Here is a 26,898-nt window from a genome sequence, read left to right as displayed (position 1 = left end):
GATCGGCCAGGGGGCTGGCCTCCTACCGGCGGGTCGGGGAACGGTAGGAGGCCGGCCCCCCGGCCGATCGGGGCCGGAATCAGCCATCGTAATCCGGGGGCAGGGGGCGGATCGGGAGGTGGCCTTCGAGGCGCAGGTTGTGGCCGGTGACGGCCGGGTCGCCGGGGTCGAGGAAGTAGAGATACGGCCCCACGGTGTCCTCCGGTGCCGGCAGGCTGGCCGGGTCTTCGCCGGGGTAGTGCGCGCGGCGGAAGCGGGTGCGCACCGGGCCGGTGTCCACGCCGTTGACGTGGATGAAGCCGCCTTCGTGACGGTGTTCCCGGTGCAGGATCTCCAGCAGGCTTTCCTGCGCCGCCTTGGCCATGCCGAAGGCGCCCCAGTAGGCGCGGCTGGCGTCCTGGGTGGAGATCACCAGACTGCCGGTCGGGCTGGCTTCCAGCAGCGGAATGACGGCCTGCACCAGGAAGAACGGCCCGTTCAGGTTGGCGTTGACGACCTTGAACCACAGTTCCGGGTCGTACTGCTTCAGCGGGGTGAGGGTGCCGGCCCACCCGGCATTGAGGACCACGCCGTCCAGCCGGCCGAGCGAGTCACGGATGCTCTCGGCCATCTCGCCATAGTCCTTGACCGTCGCCCCCTCGTGGTTGAGCGGGTAGATCGCGGGCTGCGGGTGCCCGGCGGCCTCGATGGCATCGTACACGCGCTCCAGGCCCTTGATGTCCTTGTCCAGCAGGACCACCACGGCACCGGCCGCGGCGCAGGCCTCGGCGATCTGGCGCCCAATGCCGTCGGCCGCGCCGGTCACCAGGATCACGCGGTCGGCAAAGGCGCCGGGTTCGGGCCGAAAGTCGATCAGCTTCGGGATGTCGAGCGGGGTGTCGGTCAAGAGAGGTCCTCCATGAGCAGATGCGCCGATTCTAAACCGGAGCGCACCGCGGCTTCGAGGGTGGAAGGGAGTCCGGGGACCAGATAGTCCCCGGCGAGCAGCAGATCCCGGCGCGCGGTGCGCGGTTCGGGGCGGCGGGTGTCGATCCCCGTGCAGGCATCAAAGGTCGCGCGGCGTTCGCAGACCGCGTGCTGCGCGACCGGGGTGTCCAGCCCGGGCACGCAGCGGGCCAGTTCCGTGGCCACCGTCGCGCCGCGGGTGTCGGCATCCATGGGTGCGTCGTCGTCGGCGGCCGAGGTGACCACGGCCACCCACTCCGGATGCCCGCTGACGCGGCGCGGCACGGCCCACTGGCCGTACTGCCCCAGCAGTCCCAGCAGGGGCGGCAGTTCATCCACCGCACGCGGGTAGCGCAGGTACACGGTGCAGATGCTGCGCCCGCCCATGCCGCGGATGCGCTCGCGCAGGTCGCCCGGGTCGGCGGCCTCGGGGAGCAGCCCGGCGGCGGCGGCCGGGGCGGTGGCCAGGATCACGGCGCGTGCCTCGCTGCGCCGGCCACCGCGATCCTCCAGCATGACCGGCGAAGCCCCCGACCCGGGGGCTTCGGGCAGTTCGATGCGCCGGATGCGCCGTCCGAGGTCGATGCTGGCGCCGCGTTGCCGCAGTTCGGCCAGCGCCGGTTCCGGGTAGATCGCGCCCAACGGCCATGCCGGCAGAAGCAGGCGTGCGGCCTCCGGCCCGTGGGTCAGGGCCTCTCGCAGCACCTCGCGGAAGACCCGCGCCGAGGCGCTGCGCAGCGGGGTGTTCATGATCGCCAGGCACAGCGGCTCCCACAGGCGTTCGATCAGCGCGGGGGGCTGGTGGTGGTACTGCAGCCAGGCGCGCACCGGTCGGTCCTGATGCAGCGGGCCGTGCAGCAGGCCGACCGCGCCGAGGGTTGCGCGCAGCCGTACGCCCAGCGGTTCGGTTTTCAGGGCGGCGTACAGCGCGCGGCCCAGCGCCGGCAGGCGCGGTGAGGCGGGATTCAGGCGCAGGGCCTCGGTGCCGTCGGCGGCACGCAGTTCCAGACCGAAGGGCAGGGCGTGGAAGGCCTGCTCCGGGTCGACGCCGACCGAGCGGATCTGTGCCAGCGCCGCTTCGCAGGCGCCCACCAGGATGTGCTGGCCGTTGTCCAGTGTGGTCCCGTCCAGGGTCAGGCTGCGGGCGCGGCCGCCGGCCACCGCTGCGCTGTCCAGCAGGTGCACCGGGTGGCCGGCGCGCGCCAGCGCGAGCGCGGCGGTGAGGCCGGCCCAGCCGGCCCCGACCACCGCCACCGGACGGGCGTCGGACGCGACGGACACGCGGGCTCAGCCGCGCCGGCGTTCGCGGCGCAGGCGGCGGTAGGTGCGCCAGGCGATCCACAGCTTGCGCAGCGGGGTCAGGTGAACCCGGTGCTCCAGCACGCGGTAGCCGTCATCGGCGATCTCGTCCAGCAGGCGGCGGTAGATCGCGGCCATGATCAGGCCCGGGCGCTGGGCGTAGCGGTCCGCTGCCGGCAGTTCGGCCTCGGCCTTGTCGTAGTAGCGCCGGGCGCGCTCGGCCTGCTCCGCGAACAGTGCGCGGTGGCGGTCGTCGGTGAGGTTGCGCTGGAACTCCTCCGGGCGCACGCCGTGTTTCTGCAGTTCGTCCATGGGGATGTACACCCGCCCGCGCATCGCGTCCTCGTGCACGTCACGCAGGATGTTGGTCAGCTGCAGGGCCATGCCGAGATCGTGGGCGTACTTGAGCGTGCCGCGCTCGGTGAAGCCGAAGATGTGTGCGGAGAGGATGCCGACCACGCTGGCCACGCGGTAGCAGTACAGCGACAGCGTGGTGAAATCGGGGTAGCTGTCGTAGTCGAGATCCATCTGCATGCCGTCGATGATCTCGTCGAAGTACTCGCGGCCCAGGTCAAAGGGCGCCAGATGCGGTTGCAGCGCGCGGGTGATGGGGTGCTGCGGGTCGCCGTCGTACAGCCGTTCGATCTCGCCGCGCCACCAGTCCAGCTTGGCGCGGGCCACGGCCTCCTCGCTGGTCTCGTCGACCACGTCGTCGACTTCGCGGCAGAAGGCGTACAGCGCGGTGATCGCGCGGCGGCGGTCGTCTTCGAGGAAGCGGAAGGCGTAGTAGAACGAGGAGCCGCTCTTTGCGGCCTTTTCTTCGCAGTATTCGTCGGGTGACATGGTTTCTCGGGGCCGGGCCGGATGTGCGCGCAGAGGCTAGCATAAGGCGGGTTGGGTGACCTGCCTCAAGCCCCGGGGTGCGGCCCGGGGGTATCATGGGCTAGTCCGCCCACAGGAGTCCCCGATGGAACAGAGCCTGATCTTCGACCGCGAGATGCTGCAACGCTACGACGTCAGTGGCCCGCGCTACACGTCCTATCCCACCGCGCCGCAGTTCCACGAGGGGTTCGACGACACCACCTATGCGGTTCAGGCCGAGCGTTCGCAGGCCGACGGCGTCACGCGGCCGTTGTCGCTGTATGTGCACGTGCCGTTCTGCGACACGGTGTGTTTCTACTGCGCCTGCAACAAGGTGGTGACCGGCAATTACGAGCGGGCGCGCAGCTATCTGGACTATCTGGATCAGGAGATCGCGCTGCAGGGGCGGCTGTTCCACCCGGAGCGTCCGGTGGAACAGCTGCATTTCGGTGGTGGCACGCCCACCTACCTGAGCGATGCCGATCTGGATCGGGTGATGGATTCGCTGGGTCGCAACTTCAACCTCTCGGACGGGCCGGAGCGCGAGTTCTCCATCGAGATCGACCCGAGGGCGCTGCGCGAGGGCACGCTGCCGCTGCTGGCCGAGCGCGGCTTCAACCGCATCAGCCTGGGGGTGCAGGACTTCGATCCGGACGTGCAGCAGGCGGTCAACCGCGTCCAGCCATTCGAGGTGACCGCCGGGGCGATCGAACAGGCGCGGGCCTGCGGCTTCGGCTCGACCAACGTGGACCTGATCTACGGGCTGCCGAAGCAGACGGTGGAGACCACGCGGCGGACCCTGGAGCAAACCCTCGAGCTGCGGCCGGAGCGGCTGGCGATCTACAACTACGCGCATCTGCCGGAGCGCTTCAAGGTGCAGCGCCAGATCAACGAGGACGAGCTGCCCTCGGCGGCGGAGAAGCTGGCGATCCTGGAGACGACCATCGGCATGCTGACCGATGCCGGTTATGTGTACATCGGCATGGATCATTTCGCGCTGCCGGACGACGAGCTGGCCCGCGCCCAGCGCGCCGGCACGCTGCAGCGCAATTTCCAGGGCTACTCCACGCGTGCCGACTGCGACCTGGTGGCGATGGGGCCGACCGCGATCGGGCGTATCGGCGATACCTACAGTCAGAACGTGCGCGAGCTGGATCGCTATTACGCGCGCCTGGATGCCGGGCGCCTGCCGGTGTTCCGGGGCATCGTGCTGTCGGATGACGACCGCCTGCGGCGCGAGGTGATCACCGACATCATGTGTCATTCGCATCTGGATTTCGGCCGGGTGGAGGCCCGCCACGGCATCGATTTCCGTGAGTATTTTGGTGCGGAGCTGGAACGGCTGGACGAGATGGAACGGGACGAACTGGTGCGCGTGGGCGAGCGCGAGCTCGACGTGCTCCCGCGCGGGCGCATGTTGCTGCGCAACGTGGCCATGGCCTTCGATGCCTGGCTGGACCGGCCGGAGGCCGCCCCGGTGAAATACAGCCGCGTGGTGTAGGAGGCCGGCCCTCCGGCCGATTCGGCGCGGTGGGTTGCCGGGGCTCGATCGGCCAGGGGGCTGGCCTCCTACGGGTCGACCCCGGCCCCGGTGGGGGCCGGCCCTCCGGCCGATTTGGCGCGGTGGGTGGTCGGGGCTTGATCGGCCAGGGGGCTGGCCTCCTACGGGTCGCACCCTGCCCGGCAGGAGGCCGGCCCTCCGGCCGATTTGGGCCAGGGGTGTTGTCAGCCGGCGGCCTGGCCCAGCTTCTGGGCGCGGGCGACTTCGGCGACGTGGCGGCCCTGGGATTCGGCCATGCCGAATTCGGCCTCGGTGGGCTGGCGGCTCCCGTCGCCGTCGGCCAGGGTGGTGGCGCCGTAGGGGGTGCCGCCGCTGATCTGGCCCATTTCCAGCAGGCGCTTTTCGGTGTACGGCAGGCCGACGATGGTCATGCCGAAGTGCATCAGGTTCACGATGGTGGAGATCAGGGTGGTCTCCTGGCCGCCATGCTGGCTGGCGGTGGAGCTGAACACGCTGCCGATCTTGCCCACCAGGCGGTCGTTGAACCACAGCGAGCCGGTCTGATCCAGGAAGTTCGCCATCTGTGCGGCCATGCGGCCGTAGCGCGTGGGTGTGCCGATGATGATGGCGTCGTAGTTGGCCAGCTCCTCGGGACGGGCCACGGGGGCCGGCTGGTCGAGCCGGGCGCCGGCGTTGCGGGCGACATCCTCGGGCATCAGTTCGGGCACGCGCTTGATGGTGACCTCGGTGTCGGCGACGCCGCGGGCGCCCCGCGCCTCGGCTTCGGCCATCTGCTCGATGTGGCCCCAGGTGGAGTAGTACAGCACGAGTACTCGGGTGGTCATGGCGGGTCCTTTCTTGCGGGATATTTCCCCAAGGTTAGATCCTGATCAGCCGAATGAAAATCGCCATTTTGGCGATCGAATATTCGGTTTTTACGAATCGTTTTCGCCGGAGGCCGGGGCCAGCGGCTCGCCGGTGCCGGCGAGGGCCTCGACGGTTTCGATGGTTGCGGGACGGCCGTACAGAAAGCCCTGGAAGTGCCAGCAGCCCAGGTGCATCAGGAACGCGCGCTGGTCTTCGGTCTCCACGCCTTCGGCGATCACGTCCAGGCGGAGGGTGTGGGCGAGGTTGACCACCATCTCGGCGATGGCGGCGTCATTGGGATCGTCGAGGACGTCGCGCACGAAGGACTGGTCGATCTTGAGCTGGGATAGCGGCAGTTGCTTGAGATAGGCCAGCGACGAGTAGCCGGTGCCGAAGTCGTCCAGGGCGAAGCCGATGCCCAGCTCGCGCAGCTGCTGCATGTTGTCGATCGCGTGATCGATGTCTTCCAGCAGCATGCTCTCGGTGATCTCGAGCTTCAGCCGGGGGCCCGGCGCCCCGGTGGCCTCCAGCAGGCCGGCGAGTTCGGCGACGAACGTACCGTGGCGGAACTGGCGCGCGCTCACGTTCACCGACAGGGTCAGGTCGCGCAGGGCGGGGTCGTGTTTCCACTGCGCCAGCCGCCGGCAGGCCTCCTCCAGCACGCGCTGGCCGATGGGCACGATCAGCCCGGTCTGCTCCGCGACCGGGATGAACTCGCCGGGCGAGACCCAGCCGCGTTCCGGGTGCGCCCAGCGCAGCAGGAGTTCGGCCCCCACCGGGCGGTCGTCGCTGTTGACCTGCAGCTGGCAGTGGACCTCGAACTCGTCCCTGCGCAGGGCTTCGCGCAGCTCGGTCTCGAGCTGGAAACGGGCTTCCACCGCGCGGTGCAGCTCGGGGTCGTAGAAGCGCACGGTGTTGCGCCCGGCGTTCTTGGCCCGGTACATCGCCAGGTCCGCCTGCTTGAGCACTTCCTGCACGCCGAGGTGGTCGCCGCTGAACAGGGTCGCGCCGATGCTGGGGCTCACGTGGCGGTCCTGGCCGCCGATCGGGAACGGCTCGCGCATCAGCTCGATCAGCTTGCGTCCCACCGCCTCGGCCTGGGTGGCAGCGCGATCCTGGTCGGCGTTGAGGTCGTTGAGCACGAGGACGAATTCGTCGCCACCCAGGCGTGCCAGCGTGTCGGCCTCGCGGGTGGTGGAGCGCAGGCGCGCGGCGACCTGCTGCAGCAGTTCGTCGCCCACCGCGTGGCCGAGGGTGTCGTTGATGTCCTTGAAGTTGTCGAGGTCGAGGAACAGCGCCGCGCCGTGCAGGCCGGTTCGGTGTGCATGGGCCAGCGACTGACGCAGACGGTCGTGCAGCAGCGTGCGGTTCGGCAGGTGGGTGAGGTTGTCGAAGAAGGCCAGGCGGCGCACTTCTTCTTCCGCCCGCTTGCGGTCGCTGATGTCCATGATGGTGCCGAACAGGGCGATCACGCGGCCGCGTTCATCGCGCCGGGTGCTGGCGAACACGCTGACCCAGCGGGCATCGCCTTCCCGGGTGCGCAGGCGGATCTCTTCGGCAAAATCACGGTCCTGTTCGCCCTGCATCAGGGTGTGGCAGACCTGGTCGGCCTCGGCACGGTCCTCGGTGGCGACGAATTCGCACAGGCTGCGGCCGAGGCTCTCGTCCACGCTGAAGCCGGTCAGCTTCTCCCAGGCCGGGTTGAGCAGAGTCCAGCGGCCCTCGGCGTCGGTGCGGAAGATTACTTCCGAGATGTTGTTGACGACCTCCTCGTAGCGCGACTCGCTCTCGTGCAGGGCGTCGGCGGCCTGGCGGTGGGCGGTGATGTTGAGGGTCAGGCCGCGCAGCACCGGGCGCCCCCGGTCGTCGGCAGCCCACGACTGGATGTCGCGCAGCCACATCCAGTAGCCGTCGCGGTGGCGGAAGCGGTAGTCCACCAGGCGGGGCTTTTCGGAAGGATCCCGGGAGGTATCCTTGACCCGCGACAGGTCTTCGGGATGGATGCGCCGCACGCGCAGCCCCGGGCGCGCGAGGCGCTCGACCGGATATCCCAGGAGATGGCGGGTGTCGCCGGCGATGAACTCCCAGTGGCCGGTCTGCGGATTGGCCTCCCACAGGAGGGCGTCGGCTCCGCCCAGCATGGATTCCAGGCGCGCAACGGAGCGGTTGAGACGGGTATTCTGCTGCTCGATCTCGCTCTGCGTGGTCTCCAGGTGTTCGGCGACGTTGTTGAACGTGCGGGCGAGATCGCCGAATTCGTCGCTGGAGGTGACCTTAAGGCGATATTCGAGATTGCCGCGTTGCAGGGCCTGGCCGCCCAGGTTGAGCAGCCGCAGCCGGCGGGTCACGATCAGCGCGAAGAGGGTCCCCGCGGCCATGGACAGGGCCAGCACGCCCAGGGCCAGGGCGATGTTGCGGTGCAGCAGGTCGGTGGCGAGGGCGTCGATGTCATCGGTGGAGTACTCGACGTGGATCGTCCCGAGGTGCTGCCCGGCCAGATCCACCGGGATGCCCATCTCCAGGGTTCCGGATTGCTGGTGCAGGCCGTCGTGTTCGGGAAGGCTGGCGGGCACCGAACCCACCTCGGCCATGCGTCGGCCGTCCGCGTCTTCGACCACCGCGTAGCGCAGGGTTGTGTCCTGCTCCAGGTCGTCCAGCAGCTCCTGCAGCATGCCGGGGTCGGCGTAGGCCAGACCGGGCCCGACGGCCGAACTCAACAGACGGCCCTGCTGGTCGGCGAAGCGTTCCAGCACCTCGGCCTGGTTGTCGCGGATGAGCGAGGTTCCGCTGGCCATCAGCACGATGACCATCACGGCCTGGATGGCGACCGTGCCGATCGCGACCTGCGCGGCGAAGTTCAGGCGCATGGGGTCAGGCGCGGGTCCGGGGCCGGTTGCAGGTGGAGAGAAGGGCGGTGGCCAAGGGAGTCAGCTCCGGTTGACGGAGTAATGGCCCGGGCCGGTGAGTGCCAGTGCCACCGCGGCAAACAGGAACATGCCCTGCAGTTCCAGGACCCAGCCGCCGTGGGCGGTCAGGTCGGTCAGTTCGTGGGCATGGGCGAGGGCGATGGCGAACACCATGTTGATCGCGATCAGCACCGCGCCGATACGCGCATACAGTCCCAGGATCACCAGGATCGGGGCCAGGACTTCACCGATGTAGACGCCCCAGGCGACGAACGCGGGCAAGCCCGCGTCCACCACCATGGACTCGATACCGCTGATTCCGCCGAGGATCTTGTCGACTCCGTGCAGCAGGATCATGACGCCCAGCGCGAGGCGCAGGACCAGTTTTCCGGTGTCGTCGAGCATGCTGTCCATGGTGTTCCCCCGTTGTGGTTCGAGTGGTGGCGGGTTCAGCGGTCCGTCGCGGCCGGTTCGTCGCTGTCCGGAAGGACAAAGCCCGGATCCGGCAGCGGCATTATGTCCGGGATGGCGTCCGTGTCGAACCTTGCAAAGCCCCGGTGGCCCATGCGGTTCAGGCGCTCGCGCCCTTCCGGCGTGTCGCTCAGGGCGGTCAGCTGTCCGGCCAGGTCAACGGTGGAAGGCAGGCGGTCCTCGCGCGCCAGGATGACCGCGCCCGGGAAGCGCGGCGTGCGCATCAGCATGCGCACCAGTTGGCCGTCCCGCAGGGAGATCAGGCGTTCCCGGTCCGGGTCACGCGTTTCAGGACGTGCGGAACCCGCCTCGTCATCCACCACCATGATCGCAGCATCCGCAAGGCCGCGCTGCAGCGCGTCCAGGGCGGTCTCGTGATGGGAATAATAGATGTACTCGGGCGGATTGTCCGCCAGTGGAAGATCCAGGAGATAACGCACGGCCACGGTGCCCATGCTCAGACGCGGCGGGGCGGCGATGGTTTGCCCGGCCAGGTCCTGTACCGAGTCGATCGGGGAATCGATCGGCGTCACGATCCGCGCGGAGAGGCGGTGGGTGGCCGCGACCAGCGGACGGTAGTCGCCGTGCGTGCGGGCGCGCCGGGCCAGATGGGACCCGGTGAGCACCAGATCGTAGCGGCCCGCATCGGTTCGCCCGAGGAAGATTTCGAAATTGCGTGCGGTCTCGATGCGCACTTCGCGGTCGAGGGTCTGCGCCAGCCAGTCCCGCAACGGTGCATAGCGCTGAAACAGGGTTTTGGGGCTGGCGAACGGAAGGATGCCCAGGGTCACGGGGTCGGCATCCGCCGCGGGGCCCTCCGCCGTCTGCGCGGCGGCGGGGAGTGCCGCGGCCATGGTCCCGAGGAGCAGGACCAGGGTCAGGATCAGGGGCAGGTTGGTGCGGCCTGGCATCGGGGCCTCCCGGGCAAATCAGTCCCTCAGGGTAGCGTTTCTGGCGGCGCTTTGCCGCCCGCAGGCGAGTGGCGCCCGGCGGCGTGACGGGTTGTTGACGGTACGGTCGTGAGTGGAGCAGCGTGGCGCGCCCGACGGTGTCGGAAGGTCGACGTTTGTCGGGCGGCGCCCGTGCGCGCGGGGCCTGTGTCCGGTGGCCCTGATCTTGCTTGCGGATCCGGGGAGTGGGCATGGCCATGGCGCCGCGGGCGTTTCCCGGGCGCCGACACCCGGACAGGAGCAAGCATGACACAATGGTTGAACGGACTGGCGAGCGCCCTGCTGGGGGCGCTGGAGGCACTGACGCCGATGACCGTGATCGGCGCGTTTTCCCTCGGCCTGCTGGTCCTCGCCGGTCTGGCGCTGGGGGGCATGGTACTGGGGCGGATGACGCGGCTGCAGGCGGCGGCCCCGGCACTGCTGACCACGCTGGGGATCCTCGGGACCTTCCTCGGGGTGGCGATCGGGTTGCTGGACTTCGATGCGGCGCGGGTCGAGGCCTCGGTGCCGGCGCTGCTGGAAGGGCTGAAGCTGGCGTTCGTTACCAGCATCGTTGGCATTGCGCTGGCGGCCCTGTTGCGCCTGCTGCAGGTGCTGCGGCCCGAGCCCGCCGCCACGGATGATCCGGACGCGGCCGGGGGCGCGGGCGCCGCGGGTGGCAACGGGTTGCCGCAGGAGCCGGCCCTGGTGCCGGATCTGTTGCGCGAACAGCGCGATGCGATGCAGGCGGTGGCACAGCGCCTGGAGGCCATGGACCGCGGCCTGGAGGAACGTCAGCAGCGCCAGCATCGCGAGACCCTGGAGGCACTGGACGGGCTGGCGGAGCGCATGAGCGAGATGAGCAGCGGCCATCTGGTGGCGGCGCTGGAGCAGGTAATCCGTGACTTCAACACGCGCCTGGGCGAACAGTTCGGCGAGAATTTTCGCCGCCTGGATGCCTCGGTGGGTCGCCTGCTGGAATGGCAGGGGCAGTACCGCGACCAGATGGAGGAACTGCGGCGGGCGTTCGATCAGGCGCGCGAGGGCATGGAGCACTCCGGCGCCAGTCTGGAGAAGCTGACCGATCAGGCCTTCCGCATCACGCGGCACGTGGAGGATCAGGATGCGACGCTGTCCAGCCTGCGCCGCGAGACGGTGGAGCTGGAGGCCCTGCTGGGATCCATCGCGGCGCTGCGGGATCGTGCGACCGAGGCCTTCCCGGCGATGGACGCGCGTCTGGAGGGCATGCTGGAGAGCCTGGAGAACGCGATTGAGGCGGGACAGGCCGCGCAGGCGCGCTGGTCCGCGACCGAAGGGCGCAGCATGGCGGCCGCCGGGGGGCGCTCGTGATCCTGCGGCGGCTGTTTGCGCGGCGGGCGCGGGCTGCGGGGGAAACGCCTTCCGAGCAGGGTTCGCAATGGCTGGCGGTGGCCGACCTGATGGCCGCGCTGATGATGATCTTCCTGTTTATTGCGGTGCTGCACATGGTGCAGGTGGAGCGCTCGCAGGCGGCCCACGAGGAAACCCGCAGCGAGGCGCTGGCGCTGCGCGATGCGATCCACGCCGCGTTGCTGGACGAATTCGAGGAGGATCTGGAGCGCTGGAACGCGGAGCTGGACCGCGAGGATCTGACGCTCAGCTTCCGCGAGCCGGAGGTGCTGTTCGAGCAGAGTTCCGCGGCGATACGGCCGCGCTTCGAGGCCATCCTGGAGGATTTCATGCCGCGCTATGCCGAGCGCCTGCGGCCGTTCGCCGGGGTCATCCGCGAGGTGCGCATCGAGGGCCATACGTCCAGCGAATGGGCCGGGGCGGAGGACGCGCGCGAGGCCTATTTCGCCAACATGGACCTGAGTCAGCGGCGCACGCGTTCGGTGCTGGAATACGCCTGGGGTCTGGAGCGCGTGCGCGGCGAGGACTGGTTCCGCGAGCGCGTCGCGGCGGTCGGGATGTCATCCTCGCGCCGAGTGCTGGATGAGCGCGGACGCGAGGATCGCGAGGCATCAAGGCGGGTGGAATTCAGTGTGCTGACGGATTTCGAGTCGCGCCTGCTGGGCGAGGCGGGCGAGCCGGGCGCCGCGGAGGCGGGGGTCATGCCGGTCCCGCGTCCGCTGCATTCGGACTCCCATTCGGGCCCGCATTCGAACTCGGGGGCTCCGACTCCCGGATAGCTTCCAGCAGGGCCGCGCGCAGGCGTTGGCGTTCGGCTGCGGTGAGCGGCCGGCGGTCGCTGCCGGTGAGGGTGAAGCTGTCCTCGACCTGTTCCCCGGCGGTGGCGATGCGCGCGGTGCGGATGTCGGTGTCGTGCTCGGCCAGCACATGGCCGACGGTGGACAGCAGGCCGGGGCGGTCCAGCGCGCGGATGCGCATGCGCGTGGCACCGCCCGGCGAACCTTCCTCGAATTCCACCCGGGTGTCGACGTCGAAATGCTTCAGCCGCCGCGGGAGCTGGCGCTGCACCGGGGCCGCGCCGACGGCGCCATCGCGCAGCGCCCGGTTGAGGGTCGCGCAGATTTCCTGGGTGCGGTAGCCGGATTCGACGGTCTGGCCGGCGTTCTCCAGCACCAGAAAGGTGTCCAGGCTGTGACCGTCGGCGGTACTGATGATGCGGGCGTCGACGATGTCCAGACCGAGCTGGGCGAGGGCGGCGGTGGTCCGCGCGAACAGGCGCGGGTGATCCTCGGCATAGACGAAGACCTCGGTGCTGCCGCGCGAGGTGCGCGGGCGGACCAGCACCAGGGGCAGGTCCTCGAGGTCGTTGTTCAGCAGGGCCTGGGTGTGCCAGGCGATCTCGTCGGGCGAATGGCGCAGGAAGTATTCGTCGTCCAGGCGGCCCCACAGCACGGCGGCATCTTCCCCGCCAATGCCCTGCGGCGCCAGCAGTTCCAGGGTCTCGCGGCGGGTCTGGCGGATCTGTTCCTCCATGTCCGGCGGCCGGTCGAGCCCGCGGTCGAGGACGTTGCGGGTGGCGTGGTACAGCGTCTGCAGCAGGGAGTCCTTCCAGCTGTTCCACATCTCCGGGTTGGTTCCGCGGATGTCGGCGATGGTCAGCAGATAGAGGAAGTCGAGGCGCTCCGGCGAGCGTACCTCGCGGGCGAATTCCATCACCACGTCGGGGTCGGAGATGTCGCGGCGCTGGGCGGTCAGGGACATCAGAAGGTGCGAACGCACCAGCCAGGCGACCAGCGCGGCGTCCGCGTCCGACAGCCCGTGCTGCTGGCAGAAGTGCAGTGCGTCCTGTGCGCCCAGCTCCGAGTGATCGCCGCCGCGGCCCTTGGCGATGTCGTGGAACAGCGCGGCCAGCACCAGGCGTTCGGGGCGTTCCAGGCCGGAGTGGATCTCGCTGGCCAGCGGGTGTTCATGGGCGAATTCGGGCAGGGCGAGACGGCGCGCATTGCGCACCACGTGCAGGGTGTGTTCGTCGACCGTGTAGACGTGGAACAGGTCGTACTGCATGCGCCCGATGATTCGACCGAAGGCGGGCAGATAATTGCCCAGCACGCCGTAGCGGTTCATGCGCCGGAGCTGGCTGGTGATGCCGCGCGGGGCACGCAGGATCGCCATGAACAGGTCCCGGTTGAGGCGGTTGCGGCGAAAGTGGCCGTCGATCAGGTGCCGGTGAGCGCGGATCAGGCGCACCGTGGAGGCGCGGATGCCCTGGATCTCCGGGTGCTGCTGGAGGATACGGAAGACTTCCAGCAGGGCCGGCGGGTAGATCATGAAGACCTGGTCGTGGGCGACTTCCAGATAGCCGCCGCGGACCTGAAAGCGGGGATGGATGCGTTCGGGCTGCTGGAGCTGCTCCGGGTCATCCAGAATCGCCTCGTTGAAATGCTGCAGCAGCAGTTCGTTCAGGCGCTCCAGGTCGTTGATCGTGCGGAAGTAGCGCTGCATGAACTGCTCGACCGCCCGGTTGTGGTTCTGGTCGACGAAGCCGAAGGTGCTGGCGAGCTGACGCTGCAGGTCGAACAGCAGGCGGTCCTCGCGCCGGCCGGTGAGCATGTGCAGGGCAAAGCGCACCCGCCAGAGGAAGTTCTGTCCCTCCACCATTTCCTGGAACTCGCCCTCGCGCAGAAAGCCGAGCGAGACCAGCTCCTCGATCCGTTCCGCGCCGAAGTGGCGCTTGGTCACCCAGCCGATCATCTGGATGTCGCGCAGTCCGCCGGGGCCTTCCTTGACGTTGGGTTCCAGACGATAGGCGGTTTCGCCGAAGCGACGATGGCGGGCCTGCTGCTCCGCCAGCTTGGCGGCATAGAAGCTGCGTGAATCCCATACGCGATCGGCCTCGATCGTGGCGCGAAAGTCGTTGAAAAGGGCCAGGCTGCCGCTCACATAGCGCGACTCGATCAGGTTGGTAACCACCGTGATGTCGTCGCGGGCCTCGCGGGTGCAGTCCTCGATGCTGCGTACGCTGTGGCCGACCTCGATGCCGATGTCCCAGAGGAAGGTGACGAACTCGCCGATGCGTTCGGAGCGCGTGGCGTCGTGTTCGCCCGTCACCAGGATCTGGATGTCGATGTCGGAGGCCGGATGCAGTTCGCCCCGGCCGTAGCCGCCGACCGCCACCAGACACAGGTTCGGGTCGGCGGCGAGGCCGAACTGGGCCCAGATCAGGCGCAGGAGGTCGTCGATCCGGCGGGCGTGGCCGAAGATCAGATCCTCGATCGCCACCCCGTCATGGAAGCCCCGGTACTGCTGTTCCACGATCCCCCGGCGATATTCGCGGAACCGCGCGATGTCACCGGGGTGGCGGCTGAGCTCCTGGTAGTCCGCGCTGCTGTCAGTCAGGGCAGGTTCCGTGTTGGCCATGCGCGCCTCCGGGGCGGTGTCGGGACGGATGTCAGGCCGCCGCTTCCTGCGGCGGGGTCTCATCCTTGCGCAGGGTCAGGATCTCGTAGCCGTCGTCGGTCACCAGCAGGGTGTGCTCCCACTGGGCCGAGGGGCTGCGGTCCTTGGTGACCGCGGTCCAGCCGTCGGCCAGCACTTTGGTGTGGCGCTTGCCCGCGTTGACCATGGGTTCGATGGTGAAGCACATGCCGGCTTCCAGCACCATGCCGGTACCGGGCTTGCCGTAGTGCAGCACCTGCGGGTCCTCGTGGAAGCCGCGTCCGATGCCGTGGCCGCAGAACTCGCGCACCACCGAGCAGCGCTGCTTTTCGGCGTAGGTCTGGATGGCGTGGCCGATGTCGCCCAGGGTCGCGCCGGGGCGCACCTGCTGGATGCCCAGGTACATCCCGGTGCGGGCGACGTCGATCACCCGCTGCGCCTGGATGCTCGGCTTGCCGACCGTGAACATGCGGCTGGTGTCGCCGTGGAACCCGTCCTTGATCACCGTGACGTCGATGTTGACGATGTCGCCGTTCTTGAGTGTGCGATCCCCGGGGATCCCGTGGCAGACCACGTGGTTGACCGAGGTGCACACGGACTTGGGGAACCCCCGGTAATTCAGTGGCGCGGGGGTCGCCTCCTGCTCGTTGACGATATAGTCATGGCAGATCCGGTCGAGCTCGCCGGTGGTGACGCCGGGGGCGACATGGGGCTCGATCATCTCCAGCACTTCGGCGGCCAGACGGCCCGCCACGCGCATGTACTCGATTTCTTCCGGGGTCTTGATGGTGACGGACATGGGGTCTCCGGACGCGGCATGACGGGCCGCGCGTGTTTGGTTCGAATAAGCGTTCTATGCTATAAAGCGCGCGCTTCGCTGGCAATTCAGCGGAGACTCGCAACCTTAATCCACACACGTATCGACACGGTCTGTCGGGTGCTGGTTCGCACAAGCGGATCGGTTTCAGGCCGGGATGCGTGGAGGCCCAACCCGTACAACAGGAGAACACTCATGTCCCTCGTGACCATGCGTCAGATGCTGGAGGCCGGCGTCCACTTCGGCCACCAGACCCGTTACTGGCATCCCAAGATGGCGCCGTACATCTTCGGTGAGCGCAACAAGATTCACATCATCAACCTGGAGAAGACCCTGCCGATGTTCAACGACGCGTTGAACTTTCTTGGCAAGGTTGCGGCCGATGGTGGCCAGATCCTGTTCGTCGGTACCAAGCGCTCCGCCCGCGATGTGGTCGCCGAAGAAGCCCGCCGCGCCGGCATGCCGCACGTGACCCACCGCTGGCTGGGCGGGATGCTGACCAACTTCAGTACCGTGAAGCAGTCGATCAAGCGTCTCAAGGATCTCGAGACCATGGACAGCGACGGCTCCTTCGACGTGCTGAACAAGCGCGAGGCGCTGTCCCGCCGCCGCGAGAAGGACAAGCTGGACCGCGGTCTGGGCGGCATCAAGGACATGAACCGCATGCCGGATGCCATGTTCGTGATCGACGTCGGCTACGAGCGCATCGCGGTCAACGAGGCGAAGAAGCGTGGTATCCCGGTGGTCGCCGTGGTCGATTCGAACAACCCGCCGGACGGCGTGGACTACGTGATCCCGGGCAACGATGACGCGATGCGCGCGATCCAGCTGTACGTTGCCGCGATCGCCGACACCATCGTCGAGGCCAAGGGCACGATGACCACTGCCGCCGGCGAAGAGGCGTTCGGCCAGGCCGAAACGGCCGAAGGTGCCGAGGCTTCGGCCGCCGACCAGGCTTGATGAAACCGGCCGGCCGCGATCCGCGCGGCCGGCTCCGCAAGAATTCTTCAGGAGTTGATTCCGATGGCAATCAGTGCTGCCCAGGTTAAGGAACTGCGCGAACGTACCGGCGCAGGCATGATGGAATGCAAGAAGGCCCTCACCGAGGTGGACGGTGATCTCGAGGCCGCCGTGGAAGCCATGCGCAAGTCGGGCATGGCCAAGGCCGACAAGAAGGCCGACCGCGTGGCCGCCGAAGGTCGCGTGGAGATCGTCAGCGAGGGCAACCGCGCGGTGATCGTGGAGGTCAATTGCGAGACCGACTTCGTCGGCAACGACGACAACTTCCGTGCGTTCGCCACGCGCTGCGCGCAGACCGCGCTGAACACCCGGGCCACCGACGTGAACGGCCTGATGGAAGAAGAAGTCGAGGGCGAGAAGCTGGAAGAGCACCGTACCCAGCTGATCGCGAAGGTCGGCGAGAACGTGCAGGTGCGCCGTTTCGAGCGCCTCAATGCCGAGGGATCGCTGGGTGCCTACCAGCATGGTGCGCGTATCGGCGTGCTGGTGGCCCTGGACCAGGCCGACGACGAGCTGGCGAAGCACATCGCCATGCACATCGCGGCCCAGCAGCCGGTGTGCGTGGACGAGGACGAAGTCCCGACCGAGATGCTCGACAAGGAACGTGCGATGTTCAAGGCCCAGGCCGAGGAGTCGGGCAAGCCGGAGAACATCATCGAAAAGATGATCGAAGGCCGCATCCGCAAGTACCTCGGCGAGATCACCCTGGTGGGTCAGGCGTTCGTGATGAACCCGGACCAGACCGTGGGCGACCTGCTCAAGGAGAAGGGCGCGAAGGTCACCGGCTTCGTGCGCTATGAAGTGGGCGAAGGTATCGAGAAGAAGAGCGAGAACTTCGCCGAGGAAGTGATGGCGCAGGCCCGCGGGGCCTGAGCCGGCCGGGCCGGATCCTGCGGGGTCCGGCCTGCCCGTAACAAGCAGCATTTCAGGATTAAGACCACTCCGACCCCGTCAGCCAGCCCGAGAAAAGGAACCCGATGAGCCAGGACACGCAGCCCGCCTACCGACGCATCCTGCTGAAGCTGAGCGGGGAGGCCCTGCTGGGGGAACATCATTACGGTGTCGATCCGGCGGTGCTGTCGCAGGTGGCCGAAGAGGTCTGCGAACTCTCGCGGCGCGGGGTCGAGGTGGGTATCGTCATCGGGGGCGGCAATATCTTTCGTGGCGCCGGGCTGGCCGAAGGCGGCGTGGACCGCGTGACCGGCGACCACATGGGCATGCTGGCCACGGTGATCAATGCCCTGGCGCTACAGGACGCGATCGAGCGGGCCGGGCGCTTCTGCCGGGTGATGTCGGCCATCCGCATCAACCAGGTCTGCGAGGATTACATCCGCCGGCGCGCGGTGCGGCACCTTGAAAAGGGCCGGGTGGTGGTGTTTGCCGCCGGCACCGGGAACCCGTTCTTCACCACCGATTCCGCGGCCAGTCTGCGGGCGATCGAGATCAATGCCGATCTGATGATCAAGGCCACCAAGGTGGACGGAGTGTACGATGCGGATCCGTTCACACAGACGGACGCACGGCGTTTCGACAGGCTCACCTACGACGATGCGCTGGAGCGGCGTCTGGGGGTGATGGACACTACCGCGCTGGTGATGTGCCGCGACAACGAGCTGCCGATACGAGTCATGAACATGTTTGCGAAGGGGGACCTGCAGCGCCTGGTGATGGGCGAGTCGGTGGGAACCCTGGTCGAGGGGTCCAGGCAATGACAGATGCGACGATCAAGGATGCGCGCGAGCGCATGGACAAGACGCTGGAATCTCTGCGCTCGGAGCTGGGCAAGATCCGCACCGGGCGCGCGCACCCCAGCCTTCTGGATCACGTGCACGTGGAGTATTACGGCACCGAGGTGCCGATCAACCAGGTGGCCAACGTGAATGCCGAGGATGCCCGCACGCTGGCGGTGCAGCCCTACGAGAAGGACATGATCGGCAAGATCGAAAAGGCGATCATGACCTCCGATCTGGGGCTCAACCCGTCGTCCCAGGGGATGGTGATCCGCGTGCCGCTGCCCGCGCTGACCGAGGAACGGCGGCGCGAGCTGGTCAAGGTGGTCAAGTCCGAGGCGGAGGGCGCCCGCGTCGCGGTGCGCAACATCCGGCGAGACGCCAACAATACCTTCAAGCAGCAGGTGAAGGACAAGGACATCTCCGAGGACGACGAAAAGCGCGCCCAGGACGAGATCCAGAAGCTGACGGATGATCACATCGCGCGCATCGACAAGATGCTCGCCGACAAGGAAAACGAGCTGATGGAGGTCTGACGGCCTCCGATCATGCCGGATCCGCACCCGAACATGAGTGCCGAAGCCGAGCTGCCCGCCCATGTGGCGGTGATCATGGACGGCAACGGCCGCTGGGCCGAGGCGCGTGGCCAGCCCCGGGCCGCCGGGCACCGTGAAGGTCTCGGCGCCACGCGCGAGGCCGTGCGTTATTTTGGTGAACAGGGGATCACCGCGCTGACCCTGTTTGCCTTCAGCAGCGAGAACTGGCGCCGTCCGCGGGAAGAAGTGGAGGCCCTGTTCGAGCTTTTTGTCTCCGCCATCGAGGGCGAACTCCCGGAACTGCTGGAGCGCGGCGTGCGTCTGCGTTTCATCGGCGAGCGCGCGCGTTTCCCCGAGGAGCTGCAGCAGCGCATGCAGGAGGCCGAGCGCCGGACCGCTGACAACCGGGGTCTGGAACTGGTGATTGCGCTGGGATACGGCGGACGCTGGGACATGCAGCAGGCGGCGCTGCGCTGGGCGCGCGAGCAGGGTGATGCCGCACGCAGCGACGACGAGGCCGGTCTGGAACGCTACCTCAGTACCGCAGGCCTGCCCGACGTGGATCTGCTGATCCGTACCGGCGGCGAGCAGCGGATCAGCAATTTTCTGCTGTGGCAGGCGGCCTACGCGGAACTGCTGTTCATCGACACCCTGTGGCCGGACATGACCCGTGAGGATTTCGCCGCCGCGCTGGAATGGTATGCCGGCCGTCAGCGCCGTTTCGGGGGCGTTCCGGGGACGCAGGGCGAGACGGTGGATGCTTAAGCAGCGCGTGATCACGGCCAGTGCGCTGGGACTTCCGGCGCTGGCGCTGATTGCCTGGGGCCCGGCGTGGGCGGTGCTGATCCTGGTCGCCGCGACCTTGGGCCTGGCGGCCTGGGAGTGGGGCGTTCTGGCGCGGCTTCGGGGTGCCGCAATGCTGGTGCCCTGGACCGTGCTGGCGGTGGCCGGGATTGCGCTGCCGACCCTGGCGGGCAGTGAGCACCTGGAGCTGACGGGGGTGATCCTGGGCGTAGCCCTGTGGGCGGCAGCGGCCTTTGCGCTGCCGTTCTATCACGCGGATACGGCGTCGGAGGCGGTCTGGCGTCCCTTGCTGCGGGCCAGCGGGTTGCTGATGGTCGTCGCCGCGGGCGTGTCCATCCTGGTGCTGCATCGCATCGAGCCGCTGCTGGTGGTCTATCTGATCGTACTGATCGGGCTGGCGGATACCGGGGCGTATTTCGCGGGTCGGCGTTTCGGCCGCACCGCGCTGGCGCCCGAGATCAGTCCCGGGAAGACCCGCGAGGGCCTGATGGGAGGCATGGGCCTGGTATTCGTGTTCGCGGTGATCGTGGCCGGGGCCGCCGATCTGGATCCGATGGATGCCCTCCCGTTCGTGCTGCTGTCCATGGTGACCGGGCTGATCTCGGTGGTGGGCGATCTGTTCGAAAGCATTCTCAAACGCCGTGCCGGGGCCAAGGACAGCGGTTCCTTGCTGCCGGGGCACGGCGGTATTCTGGATCGCGTGGACAGCCATCTTGCGGCGGCGCCAGTGCTGGCGGGCGGGCTGTACTGGCTGCAGCTGTGGCCGGTACCCGCCGCCTGATGGTTTCCAGGGCATCACGCCCCGACCTCCGGGAGCATTCCATGAACAAGCAACAGATCACCATCCTTGGCTCCACCGGTTCCATCGGACTGAGCACCCTGGACGTGGTGGCGCGGCAGCCGGAACGCTTCTCGGTCTACGCGCTGACCGCATATCGCAATGTCGAGCGGATGGAGGCGCAATGCCTGCAGTATCGCCCGCGGGTGGCGGTGATGGGGGAACCGGAGGCGGCGGAGAGCCTGCGCGACCGACTGGCCGCCGCGGGCTGCGAGACCGAGGTGCGGGGCGGTATGGAGGCACTGGTCGAGGTCTGTCGCGCGCCCGAGGTGGATGCGGTGATGGCGGCGATCGTCGGTGCCGCGGGCCTGCTGCCGACCCTGGCGGCGGCGGAGCACGGCAAGCGGGTGCTGCTGGCCAACAAGGAAGCGCTGGTGATGTCGGGTGCGCTGCTGATGGATGCGGTCGGGCGCTCGGGGGCGCGGCTGCTGCCGATCGATTCGGAACACAACGCGATCTTCCAGTGCCTGCCCAATGGCTACACCTGCGCCGACCCGGTAAGCCCGCACGGGGCCAGCCGGATCTGGCTGACGGCTTCCGGCGGGCCGTTTCGCGAGCGCTCGCTGGAGACCTTTGGCGAGATCACCCCGGACGAGGCCTGCGCTCACCCGAACTGGGACATGGGCCGCAAGATCTCGGTCGACTCGGCCACGATGATGAACAAGGGGCTGGAGCTGGTCGAGGCCTGCTGGCTGTTCGCGGTGCCGCCGACGAGCATCCAGGTGGTGCTGCATCCGCAGAGCATCGTGCACTCCATGGTGGCGTATGAAGACGGTTCGGTGCTGGCGCAGATGGGCAACCCCGACATGCGCACGCCGATCGCCCATGCGCTGGCCTGGCCGGAACGCATGTCCTCCGGTGTACAGGCACTGGACCTGCTCAGCATGGGGGCGCTGGAATTCTCCGAGCCCTGCGAGACCCGTTATCCGGCCCTGCGCCTGGCGCAGCGCGCGCTGGAGAAGGGCGGCACGGCCACCGCGGTGCTGAACGCTGCCAACGAGGTCGCGGTGGAGGCCTTCCTCGCGGGCGAACTGGCCTTTGATGCGATCCCGGCCCTGATCGAGGCGACCCTGGAGGGGGTGGAGCCGGAACCCGCGGAGACGCTGGAAGTCGTACTGGGTGCCGACGCGCGGGCGAGAGCGCACGCGCGGGACTGGCTGGACATGCGGAGGCGTGAAGCGGTGTGACGGGATTTCTGACCAGTCTGCTGGCCTTTGTCGTGGCGATCGGGGTGCTCGTCACGGTGCACGAGTACGGCCATTTTCTGGCGGCCCGCCTGATGGGGGTGAAGGTCCTGCGTTTTTCCGTGGGCTTCGGACGGCCGTTGTGGTCGCGGCGTTTCGGACGTGATCGGACCGAATTCGCGATCGCCTCCATCCCCCTGGGCGGCTATGTGAAGATGCTCGACGGTCGCGAGGGCGAGGTGCCGCCGGGCGAGGAACACCGGGCGTTCGATCGCCAGGGACTGGGGGCGAGGACCTTCGTCGTGTCCGCCGGCCCTGCGGCGAACTTCCTGCTGGCGATCGCGGTGTTCGCGGTGATGTTCATGATCGGCGTGGGTGGCGTGCGCCCGGTGGTGGGCGAGATCACCCCGGGATCGCCGGCCGCGGAAGCGGGCCTGGAGCGCGGCGAGGAGATCGTGCGCATTGCCGGGCGCGAGGTCGGGGACTGGGAACAGGCCAATCTGCGGCTGCTTGACCACGCGGTGCGTGGTGATACGGTGCCGCTGGTGGTTCGCGATGCCGACGGCCGCGAGGTCGAACGCCGTCTGGATCTGTCGGCCCGCGCCGAACTGCTGGGCGAGGGCCAGTTCCTTGATCGCCTGGGCGTGGCGCCGTTCCGGCCGCAGCTGGAGCCCGTGATCGGCCAGGTCGAATCCGGCTCGCCGGCCGATCGCGCCGGGCTGCAGACCGGGGACCGGCTGGTCGCGATGAACGGCGACAGCGTCGCCGGCTGGAATGCCTGGGTCGAGCGGATCCGGGCCAGCGCCGGGAGCGAGCTGTCCGTCACGCTGGAACGTGACGGGACGCGGCGACAGGTGACGCTGACCCCCGAGCCGGTGGAGGCCGAAGAGGGTACCATCGGGCGGATCGGGGCCGGCGTGGATCCGGATCAGCCGGCGATGCGCGAGCTGAGCGTGATCGTGCGCCAGGGGCCGGTGGAGGCCATCGGCTCCGGTGCGGTGCGGACCTGGGAGGTCACGACCCTGACCCTCGGGATCCTCTGGCGCATGGTGACCGGCGAGGCCTCGGTCAAAAATATCAGCGGACCGGTTACCATAGCCGAGTTTGCCGGCACGTCCGCGGTCATCGGGATATCAGCCTTCCTCGGGTTTCTCGGGATCGTCAGCGTGTCGCTGGGGATTATCAATCTGCTGCCCATACCGATGCTCGACGGCGGGCACCTGCTGTACTACGCGGCGGAAGCCGTGAAGGGCAGCCCGGTGTCGGAAAAGACCCAGATCGTGGGCCAGCAGATCGGGTTGCTGATGATCGCGGCATTGATGATCCTCGCCTTCTACAACGACTTGACACGGTTGTTCGGCTGACCGGAAACGGTACCGGACGCCCTCCACTTGGCGGACAGCATGGCGCGACAAAGCTTGAAAGGATGGGCCCTGCTCGGCCTGGTGACCCTCGCGGGGCCGGCCTGGGGGCAGGCCTATCAGATCGAGGACATCGAGATCGAAGGGCTGGAACGTATTACCGCGGGGACGGCCCTGAGCTATCTTCCGGTGGAGGTGGGGGACACCTTCGACGACAGCCAGACGCCGGAAGTGATCCGCGAGCTGTTCCGCACCGGCTTCTTCGACGACGTGGAGCTCGCCCGCCGCGGCGACGTGCTGGTGGTGATCGTTTCCGAACGGCCGGCGATCAACGAGATCCGCTTCTCCGGGAACAACGACATCCCCGACGAGGCGCTGGAGGAGGCGCTGGAATCGGTGGGCCTGCGCAGCGGGCGGGTGTTCAACCGTACCCTGCTGGAGCGCATCGAGAACGAGATCCGCGAACAGTATTTCGCCCGCGGACGCTACAACGTGCGGATCGACGTCGACATCGTCGATCTTGCGCGCAACCGGGTGGATGTCGACATCGACATTACGGAAGGGCCGCAGGCGAAGATCCGTGGCGTGAACCTGGTCGGCAACCAGGCGTTCGATGACGGTGACCTCAAGGGTGATTTCGAATCGGGGGTCCCGCGCTGGTGGCAGTTCTTCTCCAGCCGCGACGACTATTCCCGGGAGAAGCTCTCCGGCGACCTCGAGACCCTGCGCTCACACTACCTGGATTCCGGCTTTCTCGAGTTCGACGTGGATTCCACCCAGGTCACGCTGTCGCCCAATCGCGAAGACCTGTTCATTACCATCAACGTGGACGAGGGCGAGCCCTACACCCTGACGGGGACCTCGCTGGCCGGTGACTTCGTGATTCCGGAGGAGGAACTGGAGAGCCTGATCGAGGTGGATCTGGGCGCGCCGTTCTCGCGCAGCCAGGTCACCGAGTCGGCGGAGCGCATGGCGGAACGCCTGGAGCGCGAGGGTTATGCCTTTGCCAACGTCAATCCGGTGCCGGATGTCGACGAGGACAACCGGGAGGTCACGGTGACGTTCTTCGTGGATCCCGGCCCCCGGGTGTACGTACGGCGGATCAACATCTCCGGCAACGAGAACACCCAGGAGAGCGTCTACCGCCGCGAGCTGCGGCAGATGGAGTCCTCCTGGTACAACGGGGCGCTGATCGAGCGCTCGCGGATCCGGCTGCAGCGGCTGCCGTTCGTTGCCAGCGCGAACGTGGAGACGCGGCGCGTGCCGGGCTCGGACGACGAGGTCGATCTCGACATCAGCGTGACCGAACGCCAGTCCGGCGCGCTGTCGATCGGCGCCGGGTATTCGCAGAACCAGGGGCTGCTGCTGTCCGGCTCGATATCGCAGGACAACTTCCTCGGCACCGGCAACCGGTTTTCCACGGAGATCAGTACCTCCGACGTGAACCGGGTGTTCCGCATGGACCTGACCAATCCGCATTACACGCCGGCCGGGGCCAGCCGCGGGTTCTCGGTGTTCTACCGCGAGGTGGACGCCGAAGCGGCGAACATCTCGCGCTATTCCACCGACCGCTACGGCTTCAACGTGACCTACGGGATCCCGCTGTCGGAGGTGGATCGGGTGCGCATCCGGCCGGGATTCGAGCACATCGAGGTCAATACCGTGGACCACACCGGCGGGCGTACGGGTACGCCGGAGGAAATCCGTGACGAGCTCGACGAGTTCGGCGACACGGCCAACCTGGTCAAGCTGGAAACCAGCTACATCCACGATACGCGGGATTCGACGACCTTCGCCTCCGAGGGTCGGCGGCACCGGATCGGGGCGGAGCTGGCGATTCCCGGCAGTGATCGCGAGTTCTACAAGCTCACGTATTCGGGCGAGGAGCTGTTCCGCCTGAGCGAGCGCTTCAGCTTCTCGCTTTCCGGAGGTATCGGCTACGGCGACGGGTTCGGCAGCGACGAGCTGCCGTTCTTCGAACGGTTCTTCGCCGGTGGTATCCAGTCGGTGCGTGGCTACGAGGCCAATCGGCTGGGCGACCTGCGGCCGCTGCGCAACGGCCAGGCGGCCACCCGGGACAGCAACGATGATCCGTACGGAGGGCGCCTGCGCACCACGGTGTCCGGTGAGCTGTTCTTTCCGGCTCCGTTTGCCGCGGATAACGATGCCATCCGCATGAGCACCTTCGTGGACGCCGGCAACGTGTTCAACGAGCCGGGCGATTTCGATGTCGGCGAACTGCGCGCGGCGGCGGGACTGGCGCTGACCTGGTTCTCGCCGGTGGGGCCGCTGAGCTTCAGTGTGGCCGAGCCGCTGAACGACGAGCCCGGTGACGATACTCAGAGTTTCCAGTTCCAGCTGGGAGCGGGTTTCTGAGAGCGGCGGACACGGCAGCAACAATCACGGGGGCGGCAATGCCCCGGGAGGCGGCATGAAGGCCTGGATAACGGCCGGTATCGGGGTCGCGCTGGTGGTGGCGGGCTGGACGGCAGTGCCCGCGATGGCCGGGGCGCAGACCGTGGGGTATGTGACCATGAACCGGATCCTCGAGGATTCGCCGCAAGCGGAACAGGCGATGCGCGAGCTGGAGGAGGAATTCTCCCCGCGCGATTCCGAGCTGGTGGCCGAACGTGAGGAACTGCAGCGGCTGCGCGATCGCCTGGAGCGCGAGGGCGACATGATGGATCCGTCCGAACGGGCCGCGCTGGAGCGCGAGTTCTCGGCGCGTTCGCGCGAGTTCCGGCGGGCGCAGGAGAGCTTCTCCGAGGACCTCAACGTGCGCCGCAACGAGGAACTCTCGCGGCTGCAACGGCGTATCAATGACGCCATCGCCGAGCTGGCTCGCGAGCGCGACATCGACGTGATCCTGACCGAGCGCAACGTGCTCTACGCCTCGGATCGCGTGGACATCACCGACGACGTTCTGGCCGCGATGCAGCGTGAGTGACGCGGCGGGCCTTGATACCGCGACCCTTGCGCGCCTCGTCGGCGGCGAGCTGGAAGGGGATCCGGCGCGGTGTATACGCGGCATGGCGGCCCCGGCACGGGCCGCGCCGGACCAGCTGGCGTTTGTGGTGAACGCAGATGCGCTCCCGTCGGGTCTGGCGGACTCGAACGCTGGCGCCCTGTTGATCCCCCGCGATCTGCCGGCCACGGTCCTGCCGGCGGAGGCGGTGCGCATCCGCGTCGCGGCGGTTTATCCGGCCTATGCCCGCATCAGTCAGGCGCTGGGGGCGGGGCGCCGTGCGCGGGACCCGGGCGTGGCGGAATCCGCGGTTGTGGATCCGTCCGCCCGGGTCGATGCGGGGGCATGCGTGGGCCCGGGCGCGGTCATCGCCGCGGGGGCCACGGTGGGAGCGGGGGCGGTGGTCGAGGCCCAGGCCCATGTGGGCCGCGAGGCGGTGATCGGTGCGCAGACCTTCCTGCATCCCGGGGTGCGTATTCTGGACGGGGTGGAGCTGGGCGAGCGCTGCATCGTCCATGCCGGCACGGTCATCGGGGCCGACGGTTTCGGCTTCGCTCCGGAAGACGGGACGTGGCTCAAGATCGAGCAGCTCGGCGCTGTCCGGGTCGGCAGCGACGTGGAGATCGGGGCCAACTGCACGGTCGACCGCGGGGCCGTGGAAGACACCCGGATTGGCGAAGGCGTGAAGATCGACAACCTTGTTCATGTTGCCCATAACGTCGAGATTGGAGACCATACGGCGATTGCCGGCTGTGTCGGAATCGCCGGCAGCGCCCGTATCGGTCGTCACTGCGCCATTGGTGGAGGGGCGGGGATCCTCGGCCATCTGAGCATTGCCGATCACGTGACGATCCACGCGATGACACTGGTTACGCGCAGCATCGATCATGCCGGGCACTACGCCTCGGGTGTTCCGCACCAGGAGGCCCGCCTGTGGAACCGGACCCTGGCCCGTCTGCGGCGCATGGGTCGGCGCGCGCGCGACACATAAAAAGCAGGGCATCCGGCGGCCCGGCACGACAATACCCTAACAAGAACAC

The 26,898-nt window shown here is 68.0% G+C and carries 23 protein-coding genes; 14 read left to right on the top strand and 9 right to left on the bottom strand.

Annotation, left to right across the window (positions count from 1 at the left end):
- Positions 1–79: 79 nt before the first annotated feature.
- From G020_RS0109400 to hpnD, 3 genes are read right to left on the bottom strand one after another with little or no spacing between them, the layout of a single operon-like run.
- Positions 80–886 (bottom strand): SDR family NAD(P)-dependent oxidoreductase, encoded by an 807-nt coding sequence (locus G020_RS0109400; protein WP_024329421.1) that lies wholly within the window; start codon positions 884–886, stop codon positions 80–82.
- A complete protein-coding gene (hpnE, locus tag G020_RS0109395; protein WP_024329420.1) occupies positions 883–2,226 on the bottom strand; it encodes a hydroxysqualene dehydroxylase HpnE in 1,344 nt (447 codons plus the stop codon). The genes G020_RS0109400 and hpnE overlap by 4 nt, the downstream gene beginning before the upstream one ends.
- 6 nt (positions 2,227–2,232) lie before the next feature.
- Positions 2,233–3,087, bottom strand: a complete 855-nt coding sequence (gene hpnD / locus G020_RS0109390) for a presqualene diphosphate synthase HpnD (protein WP_018870743.1) — start codon at positions 3,085–3,087, stop codon at positions 2,233–2,235.
- Between the two features lie 124 nt (positions 3,088–3,211).
- Between hpnD and hemN the strand changes: the two genes are divergently transcribed.
- Positions 3,212–4,606, top strand: coding sequence for an oxygen-independent coproporphyrinogen III oxidase (hemN, locus tag G020_RS0109385; protein ID WP_024329419.1), 1,395 nt, complete (start codon positions 3,212–3,214; stop codon positions 4,604–4,606).
- A gap of 224 nt (positions 4,607–4,830) precedes the next feature.
- Here hemN and wrbA read toward each other — a convergent pair whose 3' ends face one another.
- The 4 genes from wrbA to G020_RS0109365 form a co-directional block, all read right to left on the bottom strand.
- Complete coding sequence (gene wrbA, locus G020_RS0109380; protein ID WP_024329418.1) at positions 4,831–5,451, bottom strand: NAD(P)H:quinone oxidoreductase; 621 nt, start codon at positions 5,449–5,451, stop codon at positions 4,831–4,833.
- A gap of 90 nt (positions 5,452–5,541) precedes the next feature.
- A complete protein-coding gene (locus tag G020_RS0109375) occupies positions 5,542–8,340 on the bottom strand; it encodes an EAL domain-containing protein (protein WP_024329417.1) in 2,799 nt (932 codons plus the stop codon).
- A 60-nt stretch (positions 8,341–8,400) separates the two neighbouring features.
- Entirely contained in the window at positions 8,401–8,793 is a 393-nt protein-coding gene (locus G020_RS0109370; RefSeq protein WP_024329416.1) for a DoxX family protein, read from the bottom strand.
- A 35-nt stretch (positions 8,794–8,828) separates the two neighbouring features.
- Positions 8,829–9,761: a phosphate/phosphite/phosphonate ABC transporter substrate-binding protein gene (locus G020_RS0109365; protein ID WP_024329415.1), complete on the bottom strand. Its 933-nt coding sequence runs from the start codon at positions 9,759–9,761 to the stop codon at positions 8,829–8,831.
- 285 nt (positions 9,762–10,046) lie between these two features.
- Here G020_RS0109365 and G020_RS0109360 point away from each other — a divergent pair, with 285 nt between their 5' ends.
- Together G020_RS0109360 and G020_RS0109355 are read left to right on the top strand one after the other, a co-directional pair.
- Complete coding sequence (locus G020_RS0109360; protein WP_024329414.1) at positions 10,047–11,129, top strand: hypothetical protein; 1,083 nt, start codon at positions 10,047–10,049, stop codon at positions 11,127–11,129.
- Positions 11,126–11,947 carry an OmpA family protein gene (locus tag G020_RS0109355; protein ID WP_018947792.1) on the top strand — a complete coding sequence of 274 codons (822 nt, stop codon included), beginning with the start codon at positions 11,126–11,128 and terminating at the stop codon, positions 11,945–11,947. Before G020_RS0109360 ends, G020_RS0109355 begins: the two co-directional genes overlap by 4 nt.
- Here G020_RS0109355 and glnD read toward each other — a convergent pair.
- A complete protein-coding gene (glnD, locus tag G020_RS0109350) occupies positions 11,868–14,585 on the bottom strand; it encodes a [protein-PII] uridylyltransferase (RefSeq protein WP_024329413.1) in 2,718 nt (905 codons plus the stop codon). The two genes, G020_RS0109355 and glnD, sit on opposite strands and share 80 nt — an antisense overlap.
- Before the next feature lie 31 nt (positions 14,586–14,616).
- Entirely contained in the window at positions 14,617–15,402 is a 786-nt protein-coding gene (gene map, locus G020_RS0109345; protein ID WP_024329412.1) for a type I methionyl aminopeptidase, read from the bottom strand.
- A 213-nt stretch (positions 15,403–15,615) separates the two neighbouring features.
- Between map and rpsB the strand changes: the two genes are divergently transcribed.
- The 11 genes from rpsB (at position 15,616) to lpxD (ending at position 26,849) form a co-directional block, all read left to right on the top strand.
- Complete coding sequence (gene rpsB / locus G020_RS0109340) at positions 15,616–16,380, top strand: 30S ribosomal protein S2 (protein WP_024329411.1); 765 nt, start codon at positions 15,616–15,618, stop codon at positions 16,378–16,380.
- Between the two features lie 63 nt (positions 16,381–16,443).
- Positions 16,444–17,313 carry a translation elongation factor Ts gene (tsf, locus tag G020_RS0109335; protein ID WP_024329410.1) on the top strand — a complete coding sequence of 290 codons (870 nt, stop codon included), beginning with the start codon at positions 16,444–16,446 and terminating at the stop codon, positions 17,311–17,313.
- A gap of 104 nt (positions 17,314–17,417) precedes the next feature.
- Positions 17,418–18,152: a UMP kinase gene (pyrH, locus tag G020_RS0109330; RefSeq protein WP_018947797.1), complete on the top strand. Its 735-nt coding sequence runs from the start codon at positions 17,418–17,420 to the stop codon at positions 18,150–18,152.
- Positions 18,149–18,706, top strand: coding sequence for a ribosome recycling factor (gene frr, locus G020_RS0109325; protein ID WP_018947798.1), 558 nt, complete (start codon positions 18,149–18,151; stop codon positions 18,704–18,706). Before pyrH ends, frr begins: the two co-directional genes overlap by 4 nt.
- A 12-nt stretch (positions 18,707–18,718) precedes the next feature.
- Positions 18,719–19,471 (top strand): polyprenyl diphosphate synthase, encoded by a 753-nt coding sequence (gene uppS, locus G020_RS0109320; RefSeq protein ID WP_024329409.1) that lies wholly within the window; start codon positions 18,719–18,721, stop codon positions 19,469–19,471.
- Positions 19,464–20,291 (top strand): phosphatidate cytidylyltransferase, encoded by an 828-nt coding sequence (locus tag G020_RS0109315; RefSeq protein ID WP_024329408.1) that lies wholly within the window; start codon positions 19,464–19,466, stop codon positions 20,289–20,291. The genes uppS and G020_RS0109315 overlap by 8 nt, the downstream gene beginning before the upstream one ends.
- 41 nt (positions 20,292–20,332) lie before the next feature.
- Positions 20,333–21,535, top strand: coding sequence for a 1-deoxy-D-xylulose-5-phosphate reductoisomerase (gene ispC, locus G020_RS0109310; protein ID WP_024329407.1), 1,203 nt, complete (start codon positions 20,333–20,335; stop codon positions 21,533–21,535).
- On the top strand, positions 21,532–22,896 hold the full coding sequence (gene rseP / locus G020_RS0109305) for an RIP metalloprotease RseP (protein WP_024329406.1): 1,365 nt from the start codon (positions 21,532–21,534) through the stop codon (positions 22,894–22,896). Before ispC ends, rseP begins: the two co-directional genes overlap by 4 nt.
- Positions 22,897–22,935: 39 nt before the next feature.
- Positions 22,936–25,269, top strand: a complete 2,334-nt coding sequence (gene bamA, locus G020_RS0109300) for an outer membrane protein assembly factor BamA (protein WP_024329405.1) — start codon at positions 22,936–22,938, stop codon at positions 25,267–25,269.
- A 55-nt stretch (positions 25,270–25,324) separates the two neighbouring features.
- A complete protein-coding gene (locus tag G020_RS0109295) occupies positions 25,325–25,840 on the top strand; it encodes an OmpH family outer membrane protein (protein WP_024329404.1) in 516 nt (171 codons plus the stop codon).
- The gene (lpxD, locus tag G020_RS0109290) at positions 25,833–26,849 is read left to right on the top strand and encodes a UDP-3-O-(3-hydroxymyristoyl)glucosamine N-acyltransferase (RefSeq protein WP_024329403.1); all 1,017 of its coding nucleotides are present in this window, start codon (positions 25,833–25,835) and stop codon (positions 26,847–26,849) included. Before G020_RS0109295 ends, lpxD begins: the two co-directional genes overlap by 8 nt.
- The last annotated feature ends 49 nt before the right edge of the window (positions 26,850–26,898 follow it).

This window comes from Thioalkalivibrio sp. ALR17-21, assembly GCF_000420185.1.
Lineage (GTDB): Bacteria > Pseudomonadota > Gammaproteobacteria > Ectothiorhodospirales > Ectothiorhodospiraceae > Thioalkalivibrio > Thioalkalivibrio halophilus.
This window is presented reverse-complemented; position numbering and strand designations above follow the sequence as displayed.